General features: G+C 57.9%; 12 protein-coding genes, 1 pseudogene and 1 other annotated feature. Of the genes and pseudogenes, 10 read left to right on the forward strand and 3 right to left on the reverse strand.

The genetic code is table 11. The annotated features are described in order from the left end of the window. Window positions 1–41 precede the first annotated feature (41 nt). A complete protein-coding gene (gene mscK / locus ACMWLG_RS06065; protein ID WP_414762961.1) occupies window positions 42–3389 on the forward strand; it encodes a mechanosensitive channel MscK in 3348 nt (1115 codons plus the stop codon). A 41-nt stretch (window positions 3390–3430) separates the two neighbouring features. Here mscK and rsmS read toward each other — a convergent pair. Both rsmS and priC read right to left on the reverse strand, forming a co-directional pair. Then, window positions 3431–3599 (reverse strand): annotated as a pseudogene (gene rsmS, locus ACMWLG_RS06070) (pleiotropic regulatory protein RsmS); the annotation flags it as partial. A gap of 14 nt (window positions 3600–3613) precedes the next feature. Next, entirely contained in the window at window positions 3614–4141 is a 528-nt protein-coding gene (gene priC, locus ACMWLG_RS06075) for a primosomal replication protein N'' (RefSeq protein ID WP_045400730.1), read from the reverse strand. 50 nt (window positions 4142–4191) lie between these two features. On the opposite strand from priC, the gene ACMWLG_RS06080 reads away from it, so the two are divergent. The 9 genes from ACMWLG_RS06080 (at window position 4192) to ACMWLG_RS06120 (ending at window position 13557) form a co-directional block, all read left to right on the forward strand. Further along, complete coding sequence (locus ACMWLG_RS06080) at window positions 4192–4569, forward strand: DUF454 family protein (protein ID WP_045400733.1); 378 nt, start codon at window positions 4192–4194, stop codon at window positions 4567–4569. A gap of 150 nt (window positions 4570–4719) precedes the next feature. Further along, window positions 4720–5271, forward strand: coding sequence for an adenine phosphoribosyltransferase (apt, locus tag ACMWLG_RS06085; protein WP_000127359.1), 552 nt, complete (start codon window positions 4720–4722; stop codon window positions 5269–5271). Window positions 5272–5359: 88 nt separating this feature from the next. Further along, entirely contained in the window at window positions 5360–7288 is a 1929-nt protein-coding gene (gene dnaX / locus ACMWLG_RS06090; protein WP_023310607.1) for a DNA polymerase III subunit gamma/tau, read from the forward strand. Then, window positions 6618–6682: a sequence feature (DnaX frameshifting element), on the forward strand. It overlaps the preceding gene by 65 nt. Window positions 7289–7341: 53 nt before the next feature. Next, entirely contained in the window at window positions 7342–7674 is a 333-nt protein-coding gene (locus ACMWLG_RS06095; protein WP_003858972.1) for a YbaB/EbfC family nucleoid-associated protein, read from the forward strand. Next, the gene (recR, locus tag ACMWLG_RS06100; RefSeq protein ID WP_023310608.1) at window positions 7674–8279 is read left to right on the forward strand and encodes a recombination mediator RecR; all 606 of its coding nucleotides are present in this window, start codon (window positions 7674–7676) and stop codon (window positions 8277–8279) included. Before ACMWLG_RS06095 ends, recR begins: the two co-directional genes overlap by 1 nt. A gap of 110 nt (window positions 8280–8389) precedes the next feature. Continuing rightward, window positions 8390–10264: a molecular chaperone HtpG gene (htpG, locus tag ACMWLG_RS06105; protein WP_023310609.1), complete on the forward strand. Its 1875-nt coding sequence runs from the start codon at window positions 8390–8392 to the stop codon at window positions 10262–10264. A gap of 194 nt (window positions 10265–10458) precedes the next feature. Continuing rightward, window positions 10459–11103 (forward strand): adenylate kinase, encoded by a 645-nt coding sequence (gene adk / locus ACMWLG_RS06110; RefSeq protein ID WP_006809841.1) that lies wholly within the window; start codon window positions 10459–10461, stop codon window positions 11101–11103. A 124-nt stretch (window positions 11104–11227) separates the two neighbouring features. Then, the gene (hemH, locus tag ACMWLG_RS06115; protein ID WP_045400736.1) at window positions 11228–12190 is read left to right on the forward strand and encodes a ferrochelatase; all 963 of its coding nucleotides are present in this window, start codon (window positions 11228–11230) and stop codon (window positions 12188–12190) included. A gap of 62 nt (window positions 12191–12252) precedes the next feature. Continuing rightward, window positions 12253–13557 carry an inosine/guanosine kinase gene (locus tag ACMWLG_RS06120; RefSeq protein WP_029741032.1) on the forward strand — a complete coding sequence of 435 codons (1305 nt, stop codon included), beginning with the start codon at window positions 12253–12255 and terminating at the stop codon, window positions 13555–13557. A gap of 92 nt (window positions 13558–13649) precedes the next feature. On the opposite strand, the gene ybaL is transcribed toward ACMWLG_RS06120, so the two are convergent. Beyond that, window positions 13650–15326: a YbaL family putative K(+) efflux transporter gene (gene ybaL / locus ACMWLG_RS06125; RefSeq protein ID WP_045400738.1), complete on the reverse strand. Its 1677-nt coding sequence runs from the start codon at window positions 15324–15326 to the stop codon at window positions 13650–13652. Window positions 15327–15525 lie beyond the last annotated feature (199 nt).

A 15525-nucleotide genomic window follows, 5' to 3' on the forward strand; every position in this document is an offset into this window, starting at 1 on the left:
GCCGGACTATTTTCGGTCATCTTCTGACATCATTCACAACTATGCTGCCCATCAATCGCTCGCAACATCCTGTTTTTGCATTGCTCTTTGCGATGCTGTTTTTCTTCGCTACGGCGCCGCTGACCTGGGCCCGCGCCGATAACAGCAACGATATTCCCTCGCGCGGCGATGTTCAGTCGCAGCTCGACACGCTGAACAAACAAAAAGATCTCTCCCCTCAGGAGAAACTCGTCCAGCAGGATCTGACGGAAACGCTGGAAACGCTGGATAAAATTGAACGCATCAAAGCGGAAACCGTCCAGCTTCGCCAGAAGGTGGCGCAGGCCCCTGAAAATATGCGTAAGGCCACCGACGCGCTGAATGCTCTCAGCGATGTGGATAACGACGACGAGACGCGTAAGACGCTCTCGACGCTCTCCTTACGTCAGCTGGAGTCCCGCGTCGCACAACTGCTCGACGACCTGCAAACCGCGCAGTCGGATCTTGCAACGTATAACAGCCAGCTTGTTTCTTTGCAGACCCAGCCCGAGCGCGTGCAAAACGCGATGTACGCCGCGTCTCAGCAGCTGCAGCAGATCCGCAACCGTCTGAACGGCACGACGGTAGGCGAGGGTACGCTGCGCCCGACGCAGCAAACGCTGCTGCTGGTTCAGCAGACCTTGCTCAATGCGCAAATCGAACAGCAGCGTAAAAGCCTGGAAGGGAATACGGTGCTGCAGGACACGCTTCAGAAACAGCGTGATTACGTCACCGCGAATATTAATCGCCTGGAACACCAGCTTCAGCTGTTGCAGGAGGCGGTAAACAGCAAACGCCTGACCCTGACGAAAAAAACCGCCCAGGAGGCCGTATCGCCTGACGAAACCGCCCGCATTCAGGCAAATCCTCTGGTGAAACAGGAGCTCGAGGCCAACCACCAGCTTAGCCAGCGCCTGATACTGGCGACGGAAAACGGCAACTCGCTGGTTCAGCAAAATATCAAAGTGAAGAACTGGCTGGATCGCGCGCTGCAGGCTGAGCGCAACATCAAAGAGCAGATTGCGGTCCTGAAGGGCAGCCTCCTGCTGTCGCGTATTCTCTACCAGCAGCAGCAGACGCTCCCGTCCGCCGATGAGCTGGAAGACATGACCAACCGCATTGCGGATTTACGTCTGGAACAGTTTGACGTCAACCAGCAGCGCGATGCCCTTTTCCAGAGCGATGCCTTTGTCGCCAAAATTGAAGAAGGGCATTCCAGCGACGTGAACCCGGAAGTGCACGACGCGCTGCTCCAGGTCGTCGATATGCGTCGCGAGCTGCTGGACCAGCTCAACAAACAGCTGGGCAACCAGCTGATGATGGCCATTAACCTGCAAATCAACCAGCAGCAGCTGGTGAGCGTCTCGAAAAGTCTGCAGGAGATCCTGACCCAGCAGATTTTCTGGGTGAACAGCAACAAGCCGATGGACTGGGACTGGGTCAAATCCTTCCCGGAGACGCTGAAAACGCAGATTAAGAGCATGAAGATCACCGTAAACTGGGAGAAAGCCTGGCCTGCGGTCATGATTGCTTTCCTGGCCGGTTTACCGCTGCTGCTGATTGCCGGTCTGATCCGCTGGCGTCTGGGCTGGCTGAAAAAATATCAGGCGAAGCTGGCCTCCGAAGTGGGGCAGCTGCGCAACGATAGCCAGCTCCATACGCCAAAAGCGATTCTCATCGATCTCATCCGCGCCCTGCCGGTGTGTCTGATTATTCTGGCCGTGGGCCTGATTCTGCTCACCATGCAGCTCAACGTCAGCGATCTGCTGTGGGCGTTCAGTAAAAAGCTGGCGCTGTTCTGGCTGGTGTTTGGCGTGTGCTGGAAGGTGCTGGAAAAAGACGGCGTGGCGGTGCGTCATTTCAACATGCCAGCGCAGCTGACCAGCCACTGGCGTCGTCAGATTGTGCGCATTAGCCTGGCGCTCCTGCCGCTGCACTTCTGGTCGGTTGTCTCTGAGCTTTCTCCGCTGCACCTGATGGATGACGTGCTGGGCCAGCTGGTCATCCTGCTGAACCTGCTGCTGATTGCGATCCTGATGTGGCCGATGTGCCGCGATAGCTGGCGTGATAAAGAGTCCCACAATATTCGTCTGGCCACCGTGACGGTGCTGGCGATCATTCCGCTGGCGCTGATGGTGCTGACGGCAACGGGCTACTTCTATACCACGCTGCGCCTGTCCGGGCGCTGGATTGAAACGGTCTATCTGGTGATCGTCTGGAACCTGCTCTATCAGACCGTGCTGCGCGGCCTGAGCGTGGCGGCTCGCCGCATTGCCTATCGCCGTGCTATCGCGCGTCGTCAGCATCAGGTGAAAGAAGGGGCCGAAGGCGCGGAGCCGCAGGAAGAGCCGACCATCGCCCTGGAGCAGGTTAACCAGCAGACGCTGCGCATCACCATGCTGGTGATGATCGCCCTGTTTGCGGTTATGTTCTGGGCTATCTGGTCAGATCTTATTACCGTTTTCGCCTATCTCGACAGTATTACCCTCTGGCAATACAACGGTACCGAAGCGGGCGCTGCGGTCATGAAAAGCGTGACCATGGGCAGCCTGCTGTTTGCGCTGGTGTCGTCGGTGGTTGCCTGGGCGCTGATTCGCAACCTGCCAGGCCTGCTTGAAGTGCTGCTCCTGTCACGTCTGAATCTCCGCCAGGGGGCGTCCTACGCCATTACTACGATCCTCAACTACGTGATCATTATTGTCGGGGCGATGACGGTCTTTGGCTCGCTTGGCGTCTCGTGGGATAAACTGCAGTGGCTGGCGGCCGCCCTCTCGGTCGGTCTTGGTTTTGGCCTGCAGGAGATCTTCGGTAACTTCGTGTCCGGCCTGATCATCCTGTTCGAACGTCCGGTACGAATCGGCGATACGGTTACCATCGGCACCTTCTCCGGTACGGTCAGCAAGATCCGTATTCGTGCCACCACTATCACCGACTTCGATCGCAAAGAGGTGATCATCCCGAACAAAGCGTTCGTGACCGAGCGCCTGATCAACTGGTCGCTCTCCGATACGGTGACGCGCGTGGTGATCCGCCTGGGCGTAGCCTATGGATCGGATCTGGAGAAGGTGAAAGAGGTGCTGCTGAAGGCGGCGTCAGAACATCCGAAAGTAATGCACGATCCGGCTCCGGCGGTCTTCTTCACCACCTTTGGGCCGAGCACGCTGGATCACGAGCTGCGTTTATACGTGCGCGAGCTGCGCGACCGCAGCTATACGGTGGATGAACTTAACCGCTCTATCGATCGTCTGTGCCGTGAAAACGATATTAATATCGCCTTCAACCAGCTTGAGGTTCACCTGCGCAACGAGAAGGGTGATGAGCATACGGAAGTGAAGCGCGACATTAAGGGTGACGATCCTACGCCTGCATAATCTATTTTCCCTCTGCCCTCAGGGGCGAGGGAACGATTTTCCCCCTCTCCCTCAGGGAGAGGGCCGGGGTGAGGGTAATTTACCTTCAAAATCCCGCCGTACAATCTCCAGCGCCTTAAGCACCGTTTCGGCGGGGATCTCATGATTCTCCAGCAGCATAATCAAATCGACGGCCAGCTTGACCTCATCGGGTGCATTTTCCAGCGACATGGGTGTGGCTCCTGTTAACGGGTCAAACGTTCAATGACGCGCTCAATCTCATCCCGCGCCTGACGGCAGCGGACGATGCGTCCTTCCAGCGCGCTAATCTCGCGCATCAATAGCTGCTGCTCTTCCAGCGTTTCGCTGTTGTTCAGCCGCGTCTCGCGCTCGCGCTTCATCTCAAACAGCCGGCGCTCAAACTCCTGATTCTCCAGCCGCTTGCGCTGCCATTTACCGAGCCCCGGCGAGGCGCTGTCCCAGGCGCGCAGGGGCCAGGCGGCGATTTCGCGATGCAGAGCGGTGATCTGCTCTGTGAGATGCTCCGCAAGCCACGCCACCTGCTCCTGCTGTTCACTCTCAACCGCATGGCGAAGCTCGTCGAGGTTGGTCTGCGTTTCTGCCAGATAATCCTGAATGACGGTGCTGCGGGTACGAAAAAGCTGCCGGTCAAAGCGCGGTTTCAGCGTGGCGTGGCCCATCAGCGGTGTAGCCTGCTTCCGCAGAGCAACGAGCTGATTTTGCAGCCTCTCAAGAAGCAGTGCTGTTTTCAAGGCGCTCTCCAGTGGTAAAGTAGCCGTTCAGTTTGATAACGATTCGCATTATGAAGCGTACTATTTTAATCATCATTGGCTGGCTCGCGGTAGTGCTTGGCACGCTGGGCGTGTTTTTACCCTTGCTGCCGACCACGCCGTTTATCCTGCTGGCGGCCTGGTGCTTCGCCCGCTCGTCGCCGCGTTTTCACCACTGGCTGCTCTATCGCTCATGGTTTGGCGGCTATCTGCGGCACTGGCAAAAAAACCGGGCCATGCCGCCCGGCGCGAAGCCGCGCGCGATCGCGGTGATCCTCATTACCTTCGCTATTTCATTATGGCTGGTGAAAATGATATGGGTACGTATTCTTCTGCTGGCGATCCTCTCCTGCCTGCTTATCTTCATGTGGCGGATCCCCGTGGTTGATGAAAAGCAACAAAAGCACTGAAGCCTTATCATGACTGTTGCAATTATTGCGCACAGCCAGTAAATTCGACCGTTTTCGAGCACAGGTGCGCCTGGTCAAAGGTTAAACAATTGTTGCCTTGGCCGACTCGTTGCGCGCTGTGAGTAACACTGTTTCATTTAGGCAAAACCGATGACCGCAACTGCACAGCAGCTTGAATATCTGAAAAACAGCATCAAAAGCATCCAGGACTATCCAAAGCCTGGCATTCTTTTCCGTGATGTCACCAGCTTGCTGGAAGACCCGAAAGCGTACGCGCTCAGCATTGAACTGCTGGTCGAGCGTTATAAAAACGCCGGGATCACCAAAGTAGTAGGTACCGAAGCCCGTGGCTTCCTGTTTGGCGCACCGGTTGCGCTGGCGATGGGCGTGGGTTTTGTGCCGGTGCGTAAGCCGCGCAAACTGCCGCGTGAAACCATTGCTGAGAGCTATGAGCTGGAATACGGCACCGATCAGCTGGAGATCCACGTTGATGCGATCAAGCCTGGCGACAAGGTGCTGGTGGTCGACGATCTGCTGGCAACCGGCGGCACCATTGAAGCGACCGTGAAGCTGATCCGTCGTCTGGGTGGTGAAGTGACCGACGCGGCCTTCATCATTAACCTGTTCGATCTCGGCGGTGAACAGCGCCTGGAAAAACAGGGCATCACCAGCTACAGCCTGGTGCCTTTCCCGGGTCATTAATCCCGGTTTTCACAACCTCGCTCAATGGGTGAGGTTGTGATAGCATTCCCCTCCATAAATTCACCTTCCAGCGTTGCAGAGCCTGCCCATGAGTTATCAGGTGTTAGCCCGTAAATGGCGACCACAAACCTTTGCTGACGTTGTCGGTCAGGAACATGTGCTGACGGCCCTGGCGAACGGCTTGTCGCTAGGTCGCATCCATCACGCCTATCTTTTCTCCGGCACCCGCGGCGTCGGTAAGACCTCTATTGCCCGTTTGCTGGCAAAAGGTCTCAACTGCGAAACCGGGATCACCGCCACGCCGTGCGGCGTATGTGATAACTGCCGCGAGATCGAGCAGGGGCGTTTTGTCGATCTGATCGAGATCGACGCCGCCTCGCGCACCAAAGTGGAAGATACCCGCGATCTGCTCGATAACGTGCAGTACGCCCCGGCGCGCGGCCGCTTCAAGGTCTACCTGATCGATGAAGTGCACATGCTGTCGCGCCACAGCTTTAACGCCCTGCTGAAAACGCTGGAAGAGCCGCCCGCGCACGTGAAGTTCCTGCTGGCGACCACCGATCCGCAAAAGCTGCCTGTCACCATCCTGTCGCGCTGCCTGCAGTTCCACCTGAAGGCGCTGGACGTTGAGCAGATCCGCGCGCAGCTTGAGCACATTCTTGATGAAGAGAAAATTGTCCACGAACCGCGCGCCCTGCAGCTGCTGGCCCGCGCAGCGGACGGCAGCCTGCGTGATGCGCTCAGCCTGACCGACCAGGCGATTGCCAGCGGTGACGGCAAGCTCTCCACCGAGGCGGTCAGCACCATGCTCGGCACGCTGGATGACGATCAGGCGCTGTCGCTTATCGAAGCGATGATCGCCGCCAACGGCGAACGCGTGATGTCGCAGGTGAATGCCGCCGCTGCCCGGGGTATCGAATGGGAAGGGCTGCTGGTTGAGATGCTCAGCCTGCTGCACCGCGTGGCGATGCTGCAGCTTTCTCCGTCCGCCATCGGTGCGGATATGGCCGCTATTGAACAGCGGATGCGTGAGCTTGCCCGCACCGTGCCGCCTGCCGACGTGCAGCTGTATTACCAGACGCTGCTGATAGGCCGCAAAGAATTACCGTTCGCGCCGGATCCACGGATGGGCGTTGAAATGACGCTGCTGCGCGCGCTGGCTTTCCACCCGCGCATGCCATTGCCGGAGCCGGAAGCGCCGCGGCAGTCTTTCGCGCCGGTCGCCCCTACGGCGGTGATGTCGCCGCAGCAGGTGCCGCCGCAGCCGACACCGCCGCCGCAGCAGAACGTTCCGCTGTCGGATGCCACCAGTTCGGTGCTTGCCGCACGCAGCCAGCTGCAGCGTGCGCAGGGAGTAACCAAACCAAAAAAGAGTGAACCGGCAGCGCCAGGAAGAGCGCGGCCGGTGAACAACGCCGCGCTTGAACGTCTGGCCTCGGTAACGGAGCGCGTACAGTCGCGTCCTGCACCGTCCGCGCTCGAGCAGAAAGCCCCGGTGAAAGAAGAGGCTTACCGCTGGAAGGCAACCACCATCACTGAAACGGTGAAGGAAGAGGTCGCCACGCCGAAAGCGCTGAAAAAGGCGCTGGAGCATGAGAAAACGCCGGAGCTTTCCGCGAAGCTTGCCGAAGAGTCCATTGCGCGCGACGCCTGGGCCGCCGAGGTCAGCAAACTCCAGCTGCCGAAGCTGGTCGAGCAGGTCGCGCTGAATGCCTGGAAAGAGCAGGACGGCAATCAGGTGCGTTTGCACCTGCGTCCGGGTCAGCGGCACCTCAATTCCCCTGGCGCGCAAAAGGCGCTGGCGGAGGCGCTCACCGCATTACAGGGCGCACCGGTTGAATTGACTATCATTGAAGATGATAATCCGGCAGTGAAAACGCCGCTCGAGTGGCGCCAGGCCATTTATGAAGAAAAGCTCGCGCAGGCGCGCGAGGCGATTATTGCGGATAACAACATTCAGACCCTGCGCCGGTTCTTCGACGCCGATCTGGATGAAGAGAGTATTCGCCCCATTTGATCGTGAGTCTGACTTACGGTTGTAATCCTTAAACGTGAAAAAGAGAGAAGCCTATGTTTGGTGGAAAAGGCGGTCTGGGTGGCCTGATGAAGCAGGCTCAGCAGATGCAGGAAAAAATGCAGAAGATGCAGGAAGAGATCGCTCAGCTGGAAGTCACGGGTGAGTCCGGTGCCGGGCTGGTCAAAGTGACCATCAACGGTGCGCACAACTGCCGTCGCGTGGAAATCGACCCGAGCCTGCTCGAAGACGACAAAGAGATGCTGGAAGATCTGGTTGCAGCCGCGTTTAACGATGCCGCTCGCCGTATCGACGAAACTCAGAAAGAGAAAATGGCCTCTGTTTCCAGCGGTATGCAGCTGCCGCCTGGCTTCAAGATGCCATTCTGATGCAAACCAGTCCGCTGCTCACGCAGTTAATGGAAGCACTGCGCTGCCTGCCGGGCGTTGGCCCGAAGTCGGCGCAGCGCATGGCGTTTACGCTATTGCAGCGCGACCGCAGCGGCGGGATGCGCCTGGCGCAGGCTTTAACCCGCGCCATGTCAGAAATTGGTCACTGTGCGGATTGCCGCACTTTTACCGAGCAGGAGGTGTGTAACATCTGTACGAACCCGCGTCGTCAGGAAAACGGTCAGATTTGCGTGGTGGAGAGTCCGGCGGACATCTACGCCATCGAACAAACCGGGCAGTTTTCCGGCCGCTACTTCGTGCTGATGGGGCATCTTTCCCCGCTGGACGGTATTGGCCCGGATGATATCGGTCTTGACCGCCTTGAACAGCGTCTTGAGTCCGAAACCATCAAAGAGGTGATCCTCGCCACCAACCCAACGGTGGAAGGGGAGGCAACCGCCAACTACATCGCCGAACTGTGCTCGCAGTACGGCGTTGACGCCAGTCGCATCGCCCACGGCGTGCCGGTGGGCGGCGAGCTGGAAATGGTCGACGGCACCACGCTGTCGCACTCTCTGGCCGGGCGTCACAAGATTATTTTCTGACCAAACGGAGGCTGCGCGCGCGGCCTCCGCTTGAAAATTCCCCCCCTTATCCCCATCTCTCACTCAACGTTTTAAAACCCCATTAAATGGCATTGTTGAGGTCGACATAGATGAAAGGACAAGAAACCCGTGGTTTCCAGTCAGAAGTAAAACAGCTTCTGCACCTGATGATCCATTCCCTGTATTCCAACAAAGAAATTTTCCTGCGTGAGCTGATTTCCAACGCCTCGGACGCGGCGGACAAGCTGCGCTTCCGCGCGCTGTCTAACCCGGACCTGTACGAAGGCGACGGCGAGCTGCGCGTGCGCGTCTCGTTCAATAAAGAGAACCGCACCCTGACCATCGCCGATAACGGCATCGGGATGAACCGCGACGAGGTGATCGACCACCTCGGCACCATCGCCAAATCCGGCACCAAAGCGTTCCTCGAGTCCATGGGCTCTGACCAGGCGAAAGACAGCCAGCTCATCGGCCAGTTCGGCGTGGGCTTCTACTCGGCGTTTATCGTGGCCGACAAAGTCACCGTGCGCACCCGTGCGGCAGGCGACAGCGCCGAGAACGGCGTGCTGTGGGAATCCAAAGGGGAAGGCGAGTACACCGTTGATGACATCACCAAGGCGGATCGCGGGACCGAAATCACCCTGCACCTGCGCGAAGGGGAAGACGATTTCCTGAATGACTGGCGCGTGCGCTCCATCATCAGCAAATACTCCGATCACATCGCGCTGCCGGTTGAGATTGAAAAACAGGAAGAGAAAGACGGTGAAACCGTGGTTTCCTGGGAGAAGATCAACAAGGCGCAGGCGCTGTGGACGCGCAACAAGTCTGAAATTAAAGACGACGAATACAACGAATTCTACAAGCACATCGCCCACGACTTTACCGACCCGCTGACCTGGAGCCACAACCGCGTGGAAGGTAAGCAGGAGTACACCAGCCTGCTGTACATTCCGGCACAGGCACCGTGGGACATGTGGAACCGCGATCACAAGCACGGCCTGAAGCTGTACGTGCAGCGCGTGTTCATCATGGACGACGCCGAGCAGTTCATGCCGAACTACCTGCGCTTTGTGCGCGGTCTGATAGATTCCAACGATCTGCCGCTGAACGTTTCGCGTGAAATTCTGCAGGACAGCACCGTCACCCGTAACCTGCGCAACGCCCTGACCAAACGTGCTCTGCAGATGCTGGAAAAACTGGCGAAAGACGATGCTGAAAAATATCAGACCTTCTGGAAACAGTTCGGCCTGGTGCTGAAAGAAGGCCCGGCAGAAGACACCGCGAACGTTGAAACCATCGCCAAACTACTGCGCTTCGCCTCTACGCACACCGACTCCTCCGCGCAGACCGTGTCGCTGGAAGAGTACGTCTCCCGCATGAAAGAAGGGCAGGAGAAGATCTACTACATCACCGCCGACAGCTACGCGGCGGCGAAGAGCAGCCCGCACCTGGAGCTGCTGCGTAAGAAAGGCATCGAAGTGCTGCTGCTTTCTGACCGCATCGACGAGTGGATGATGAACTACCTGACCGAGTTCGACGGTAAGGCGTTCCAGTCCGTAGCCAAAGCCGACGAATCCATCGACAAGCTGGCGGATGAAGTGGACGAAAGCGCGAAAGAAGCCGAGAAGGCGCTGGAGCCGTTCGTTGAGCGCGTGAAAACCCTGCTGGGCGAGCGCGTGAAAGAGGTGCGCTTCACGCACCGTCTGACCGACACTCCGGCGATTGTCACCACCGATGCCGACGAAATGAGTACTCAGATGGCGAAGCTGTTCGCTGCGGCGGGCCAGGCGGTACCGGAAGTGAAATATATCTTTGAGCTTAATCCGGATCATCCTCTGGTGAAACGCGCGGCGGATACCCAGGACGACGCCCGCTTTGCCGAGTGGGTTGAGCTGCTGCTGGATCAGTCCCTGCTGGCCGAGCGCGGCACGCTGGAAGATCCTAACCTGTTCATTAAACGTGTGAATGCGCTGCTGCTGGCGTAATTGAGCATGCCTCCCCTGGCCTTCTCCCTCTCCCGTGGGAGAGGGCCGGGGTGAGGGCTCCAGACCGCACTAACCCAAATAATCTCCCCCCGTTAACCGTTTCAGCCTTCCCGCCTTCCTTGAGCGATGCCCGTTCTGGTGGTATTGTTTAGCGCTTTTGAAAAATTGAAACGACTTTTGAGGGGATTTTCGCAATGCGTATTATTCTGCTTGGCGCTCCGGGCGCGGGTAAAGGAACTCAGGCTCAGTTCATCATGGAGAAATACGGTATTCCGCAAATCTCCACCGGTGACATGCTGCGCGCCGCTGTAAAATCTGGCTCCGAGCTGGGTAAACAAGCGAAAGACATCATGGACGCAGGCAAGCTGGTGACCGACGAGCTGGTTATTGCTCTGGTCAAAGAGCGCATTGCTCAGGAAGATTGCCGTAACGGTTTCCTTCTGGACGGCTTCCCGCGCACCATTCCTCAGGCTGACGCCATGAAAGAAGCGGGCATCAACGTGGACTACGTTCTGGAGTTCGACGTGCCGGACGAGCTGATCGTTGACCGTATCGTTGGCCGTCGCGTACACGCTGCTTCTGGCCGCGTTTACCACATCAAATTCAACCCACCGAAGGTTGAAGGCAAAGACGACGTGACCGGCGAAGAGCTGACCACCCGTAAAGACGATCAGGAAGAGACCGTGCGTAAACGCCTGGTGGAATACCATCAGATGACCGCGCCGCTGATCGGCTACTACACCAAAGAAGCGCAGGCGGGTAACACCAAATACGCCAAAGTTGACGGCACCAAAGCCGTGGCTGACGTACGTGCAGAGCTGGAAAAAATCCTCGGCTAATCGCGCGCCTCTCACCCGGGCTCCCGGGTGAGAAATATTCTCATCTTACCTATTACAGCAATGGGTTTCGTTTAAACGCATTTCCGCTACAATTGACAACCTATCAAATGGTTAAGAGGCGTGAATGAGTCAGGCGAAAACCGGCATCCTGCTTGCCAATCTGGGCACTCCAGAAGCACCTACATCAGACGCGGTAAAACGCTACCTGCGACAATTTTTAAGCGACACGCGCGTCGTGGATTTCCCGAGACTGCTGTGGTGGCCGCTGCTGCGTGGCGTCATTCTGCCGATTCGTTCTCCGCGCGTCGCCAAACTCTATCAGTCCGTATGGATGGAAGAGGGCTCGCCGCTGATGGTCTACAGCCGTCGCCAGGAAAAAGCGCTGGCCGCCCGCCTGCCGGAGATGCCTGTCGCGCTCGGCATGAGCTACGGCAAACCCTCTCTGGAAAGCGCGGTGGAATCACTGCTGGCGCAGGGCGTGGACCATATCGTCGTGCTGGCGCTCTACCCGCAATACTCCTGCTCGACGGTGGCCGCCGTCTGGGACGAGCTGGCCCGCATACTGGCGACCCGCCGCCGCATTCCGGGCGTGACCTTTATTCGCGACTATGCGGATAACGATCTCTACATCAAGGCGCTTGCCAACAGCGCGCGCGCGTCGTTTGAAAAGCACGGCGAGCCGGATCTGCTGCTCCTTTCCTATCACGGGATCCCGCAGCGTTTCGCCAATGAAGGGGATGATTATCCGCAGCGCTGCCGCGATACCACGCGCGAGCTGGTCTCCGCCCTTGGCCTGCCGCCGGAGAAGGTGATGATGACCTTCCAGTCGCGTTTCGGCCGCGAGCCGTGGCTGACGCCTTATACCGATGAAACCCTCAAAATGCTGGGTGAGAAGGGCGTGAAGCACATTCAGGTGATGTCGCCGGGCTTCTCGGCCGACTGTCTGGAAACGCTGGAGGAGATCGCGGTGCAAAACCGGGAATTTTTCCTTGAGGCTGGCGGCGAAAAGTACGAGTACATTCCGGCGCTTAACGACTCGCCTGAGCATATCGACATGATGGTCTCGCTGGTAACGAACAGCCGCTGATCGCACTCCGGGCCGGGTTTGTGCTACCATTCCCGGCCCATATTCTTCGTACAGTTCAGACCATGAAATTTCCCGGTAAACGCAAATCCAAACACTACTTCCCCGTCGATGCCCGCGATCCGCTCCTGCAGCAAATCCAGCCTGAAAACGAAACCAGCGCGGCATGGGTCGTCGGTATCGATCAGACGCTGGTGGACATTGAAGCGAAAGTGGATGATGCGTTTGTCGCCCGTTACGGTCTGAGCGCCGGTCACTCGCTGGTGATTGAGGACGACGTTGCCGAAGCGCTGTACCAGGAGCTGGTGCGCGAAAACCTGATTACCCATCAGTTCGCCGGTGGCACCATCGGCAATACCATGCATAACTACTCCGTGCTGGCCGACGACCGCTCGGTGCTGCTCGGCGTGATGTGCAGCAATATTGAAATCGGTGGCTATGCCTACCGCTATCTCTGCAACACCTCCAGCCGTACCGATCTGAACTACCTTCAGGGCGTCGACGGGCCTATTGGCCGCTGCTTTACGCTGATTAGCGATTCCGGCGAGCGTACTTTTGCCATCAGCCCGGGTCATATGAATAAGCTGCGCGCCGAGAGTATTCCGGAAGAGGTGATTGCGGGCGCCTCGGCGCTGGTGCTGACCTCCTACCTGGTGCGCTGTAAGCCGGGCGAGCCGATGCCGGAAGCGACCATGAAAGCGATTGAGTACGCGAAGAAATACAACGTGCCTGTCGTTCTGACGCTGGGCACGAAATTTGTTATCGCCGATAACCCGGAGTGGTGGCAGGCGTTCCTGAAAGAGCACGTCTCGATTCTGGCGATGAACGAAGAAGAGGCCGAAGCGCTGACCGGCGAAAGCGATCCGCTGCTGGCGTCTGACAAAGCGCTGGACTGGGTGGATCTGGTGCTCTGCACCGCGGGTCCAGTTGGGCTGTACATGGCGGGCTTCACGGAAGAAGAGAGCAAGCGCAAAACCCAGCACCCGCTGCTGCCCGGTGCGATTGCCGAGTTCAACCAGTACGAGTTCAGCCGCGGCATGCGCTACAAAGATTGTGTGAATCCGCTGCGTATCTACTCCCATATCGCGCCATACATGGGCGGACCGGAGAAGATCATGAACACCAACGGTGCGGGCGACGGCGCGCTGGCCGCACTGCTGCACGACATCACCGCTAACGCCTACCACAAAACCAACGTGCCGAACTCCAGCAAGCACAAGTTCAGCTGGCTGACCTATTCCTCACTGGCGCAGGTGTGTAAATATGCCAACCGCGTGAGCTATCAGGTACTGAACCAGCACTCCCCGCGCTTAACGCGCGGCCTGCCGGAACGGGAAGACAGCCTCGAAGAGGCCTACTGGGACAGATAAAAGCAAAACGGCAACCTGTGGTTGCCGTTTTTAGTGTTTATTCCCTCTCCCTGTGGGAGAGGGTCAGGGTAGGGCATCAGACCGCACCAAACTTACCCCGTCACCCCTTCTTCAACCGGCGGATTCTCCAGCAGCGTCAGCATCGTGTTCGCAATTTCGCGCTCGCCCATCACCACCTTATTAGCACCGCGCTCGGTAATGTACTCCACCTCGTCGTCATAGTGCGCCCGGGCGATAATCTCAATCGTTGGGCACTTCGCGCGCGCGGAAGCCACAATCTCGCCCGCTTCATAGCCGTTAGGTATGGTCAGCAGCAGCCAGCGCGCGCAGTCCAGATGCGCCAGATTCATTATCTCTTCGTTTGCCGCATTGCCCAGCACCGCACGAATCCCGCGCTCGCGCAGCTCGTCGACGCGGGTGCGTGAGGTTTCAATCACCACCAGCGGAATGCCCTGCGCCATTAGTTTCTCACCGAGCAGGCTGCCCACACGGCCAAAGCCGACCAGCAGGGCGTGATTGCAAATATCCACCGGGATCTGCTTCTCTTCTTCGATGGCCTCTTCGAGCGTCTGTTCTTCCAGCGTTTCGGTTTTATCGAGGTATTTTTCCAGCAGGGCAAACAGCACCGGGTTCAGCATAATTGACAGGATCGCCCCCGCCAGCACCAGGTTTTGTCCCGCCTGCGGCAGCAGGTTCAGGGCCATGCCCAGACCGGCCAGAATAAAGGCGAACTCACCGATCTGCGCCAGGCTGGCGGCGATGGTCAACGCCGTACGAGGGGAGTGGCCGAACATTCTCACCAGGAAGAAGGCGGCGAGCGACTTACCAAAGATGATGATCGCCAGCGTGCCCAGCACGGCCAGCGGCTGGTGAATCAGGACCATCGGGTCAAACAGCATCCCGACGGAGACGAAGAACAGCACGGCGAACGCATCGCGCAGCGGCAGAGTGTCGTGCGCCGCGCGGTGGCTCAGCTCGGATTCGTTCAGCACCATCCCGGCGAAGAACGCGCCCAGGGCAAAGGAGACATCAAACAGCTCTACGGCACCAAAAGCGATACCCAGCGCCAGCGCCAGCACGGAGAGGGTAAACAGCTCGCGTGAGCCGGTTGCCGCGCTGCGGGACATGATCCACGGCACCAGACGGCGTCCCACCAGCATCATGATGGCGATAAACGCCACCACCTTACCGATGGTGATACTCATATCCAGCGCCAGCGAGGCCAGGCCGACGTTGTCTTTTTCCATCATCCCGGCGACGGCTGGCAGCAGCACCAGCGTCAGGACCATGACCAGGTCTTCCACAATCAGCCAGCCTATCGCGATTTGCCCGCGCTGGCTGTCTATCAGCTGTCTCTCTTCAAGCGCGCGCAGCAGCACCACGGTGCTGGCGGTTGAGAGACACAGCCCAAATACGATACCGGTCATTAACGACCAGCCCAGCACCGCCGAAAGCGCCATCCCCAGCAGCGTCGCCACCCCAATCTGGGCGATCGCTCCCGGTATGGCGATCGACTTTACCGCCATCAGATCCTTCAGGGAGAAGTGCAGGCCGACGCCAAACATCAGCAGAATCACGCCCAATTCCGCCAGCTCAGGGGCCAGTTTGGTATCCGCCACGAAGCCTGGCGTAAACGGTCCCGCCAGTACACCCGCTAACAGATAGCCGACAAGAGGAGAAATACGCAGCTTATTGGCAATCATGCCGAGGATAAAAGCGAGCACAAGTCCACCAACAATGGTGGTGATAAGCGGTGTGGCGTGGTGCATTCCGTCTCCTTTCGTTGTGGGTGTTCCTTTTTGGCGAAAACCAAAAAACCGAGTAATAGTTTATGACAATTTTTACCCTTATGTTTATGAATTATTGTTGAAGTTTGAATAAAACAGCAATATGTACGTAAAAAAGCGCGTTTTGATAAATTCAGCGAGGGGATGAAGAAGAAACCCTTATGGCATCAGGGTATCAGGT

The sequence above is a fragment of the Enterobacter sp. 01-M-02-SI-ECC genome (assembly GCF_047530595.1).
In the GTDB taxonomy this organism is placed as follows: Bacteria; Pseudomonadota; Gammaproteobacteria; order Enterobacterales; family Enterobacteriaceae; genus Enterobacter; species Enterobacter cloacae_M.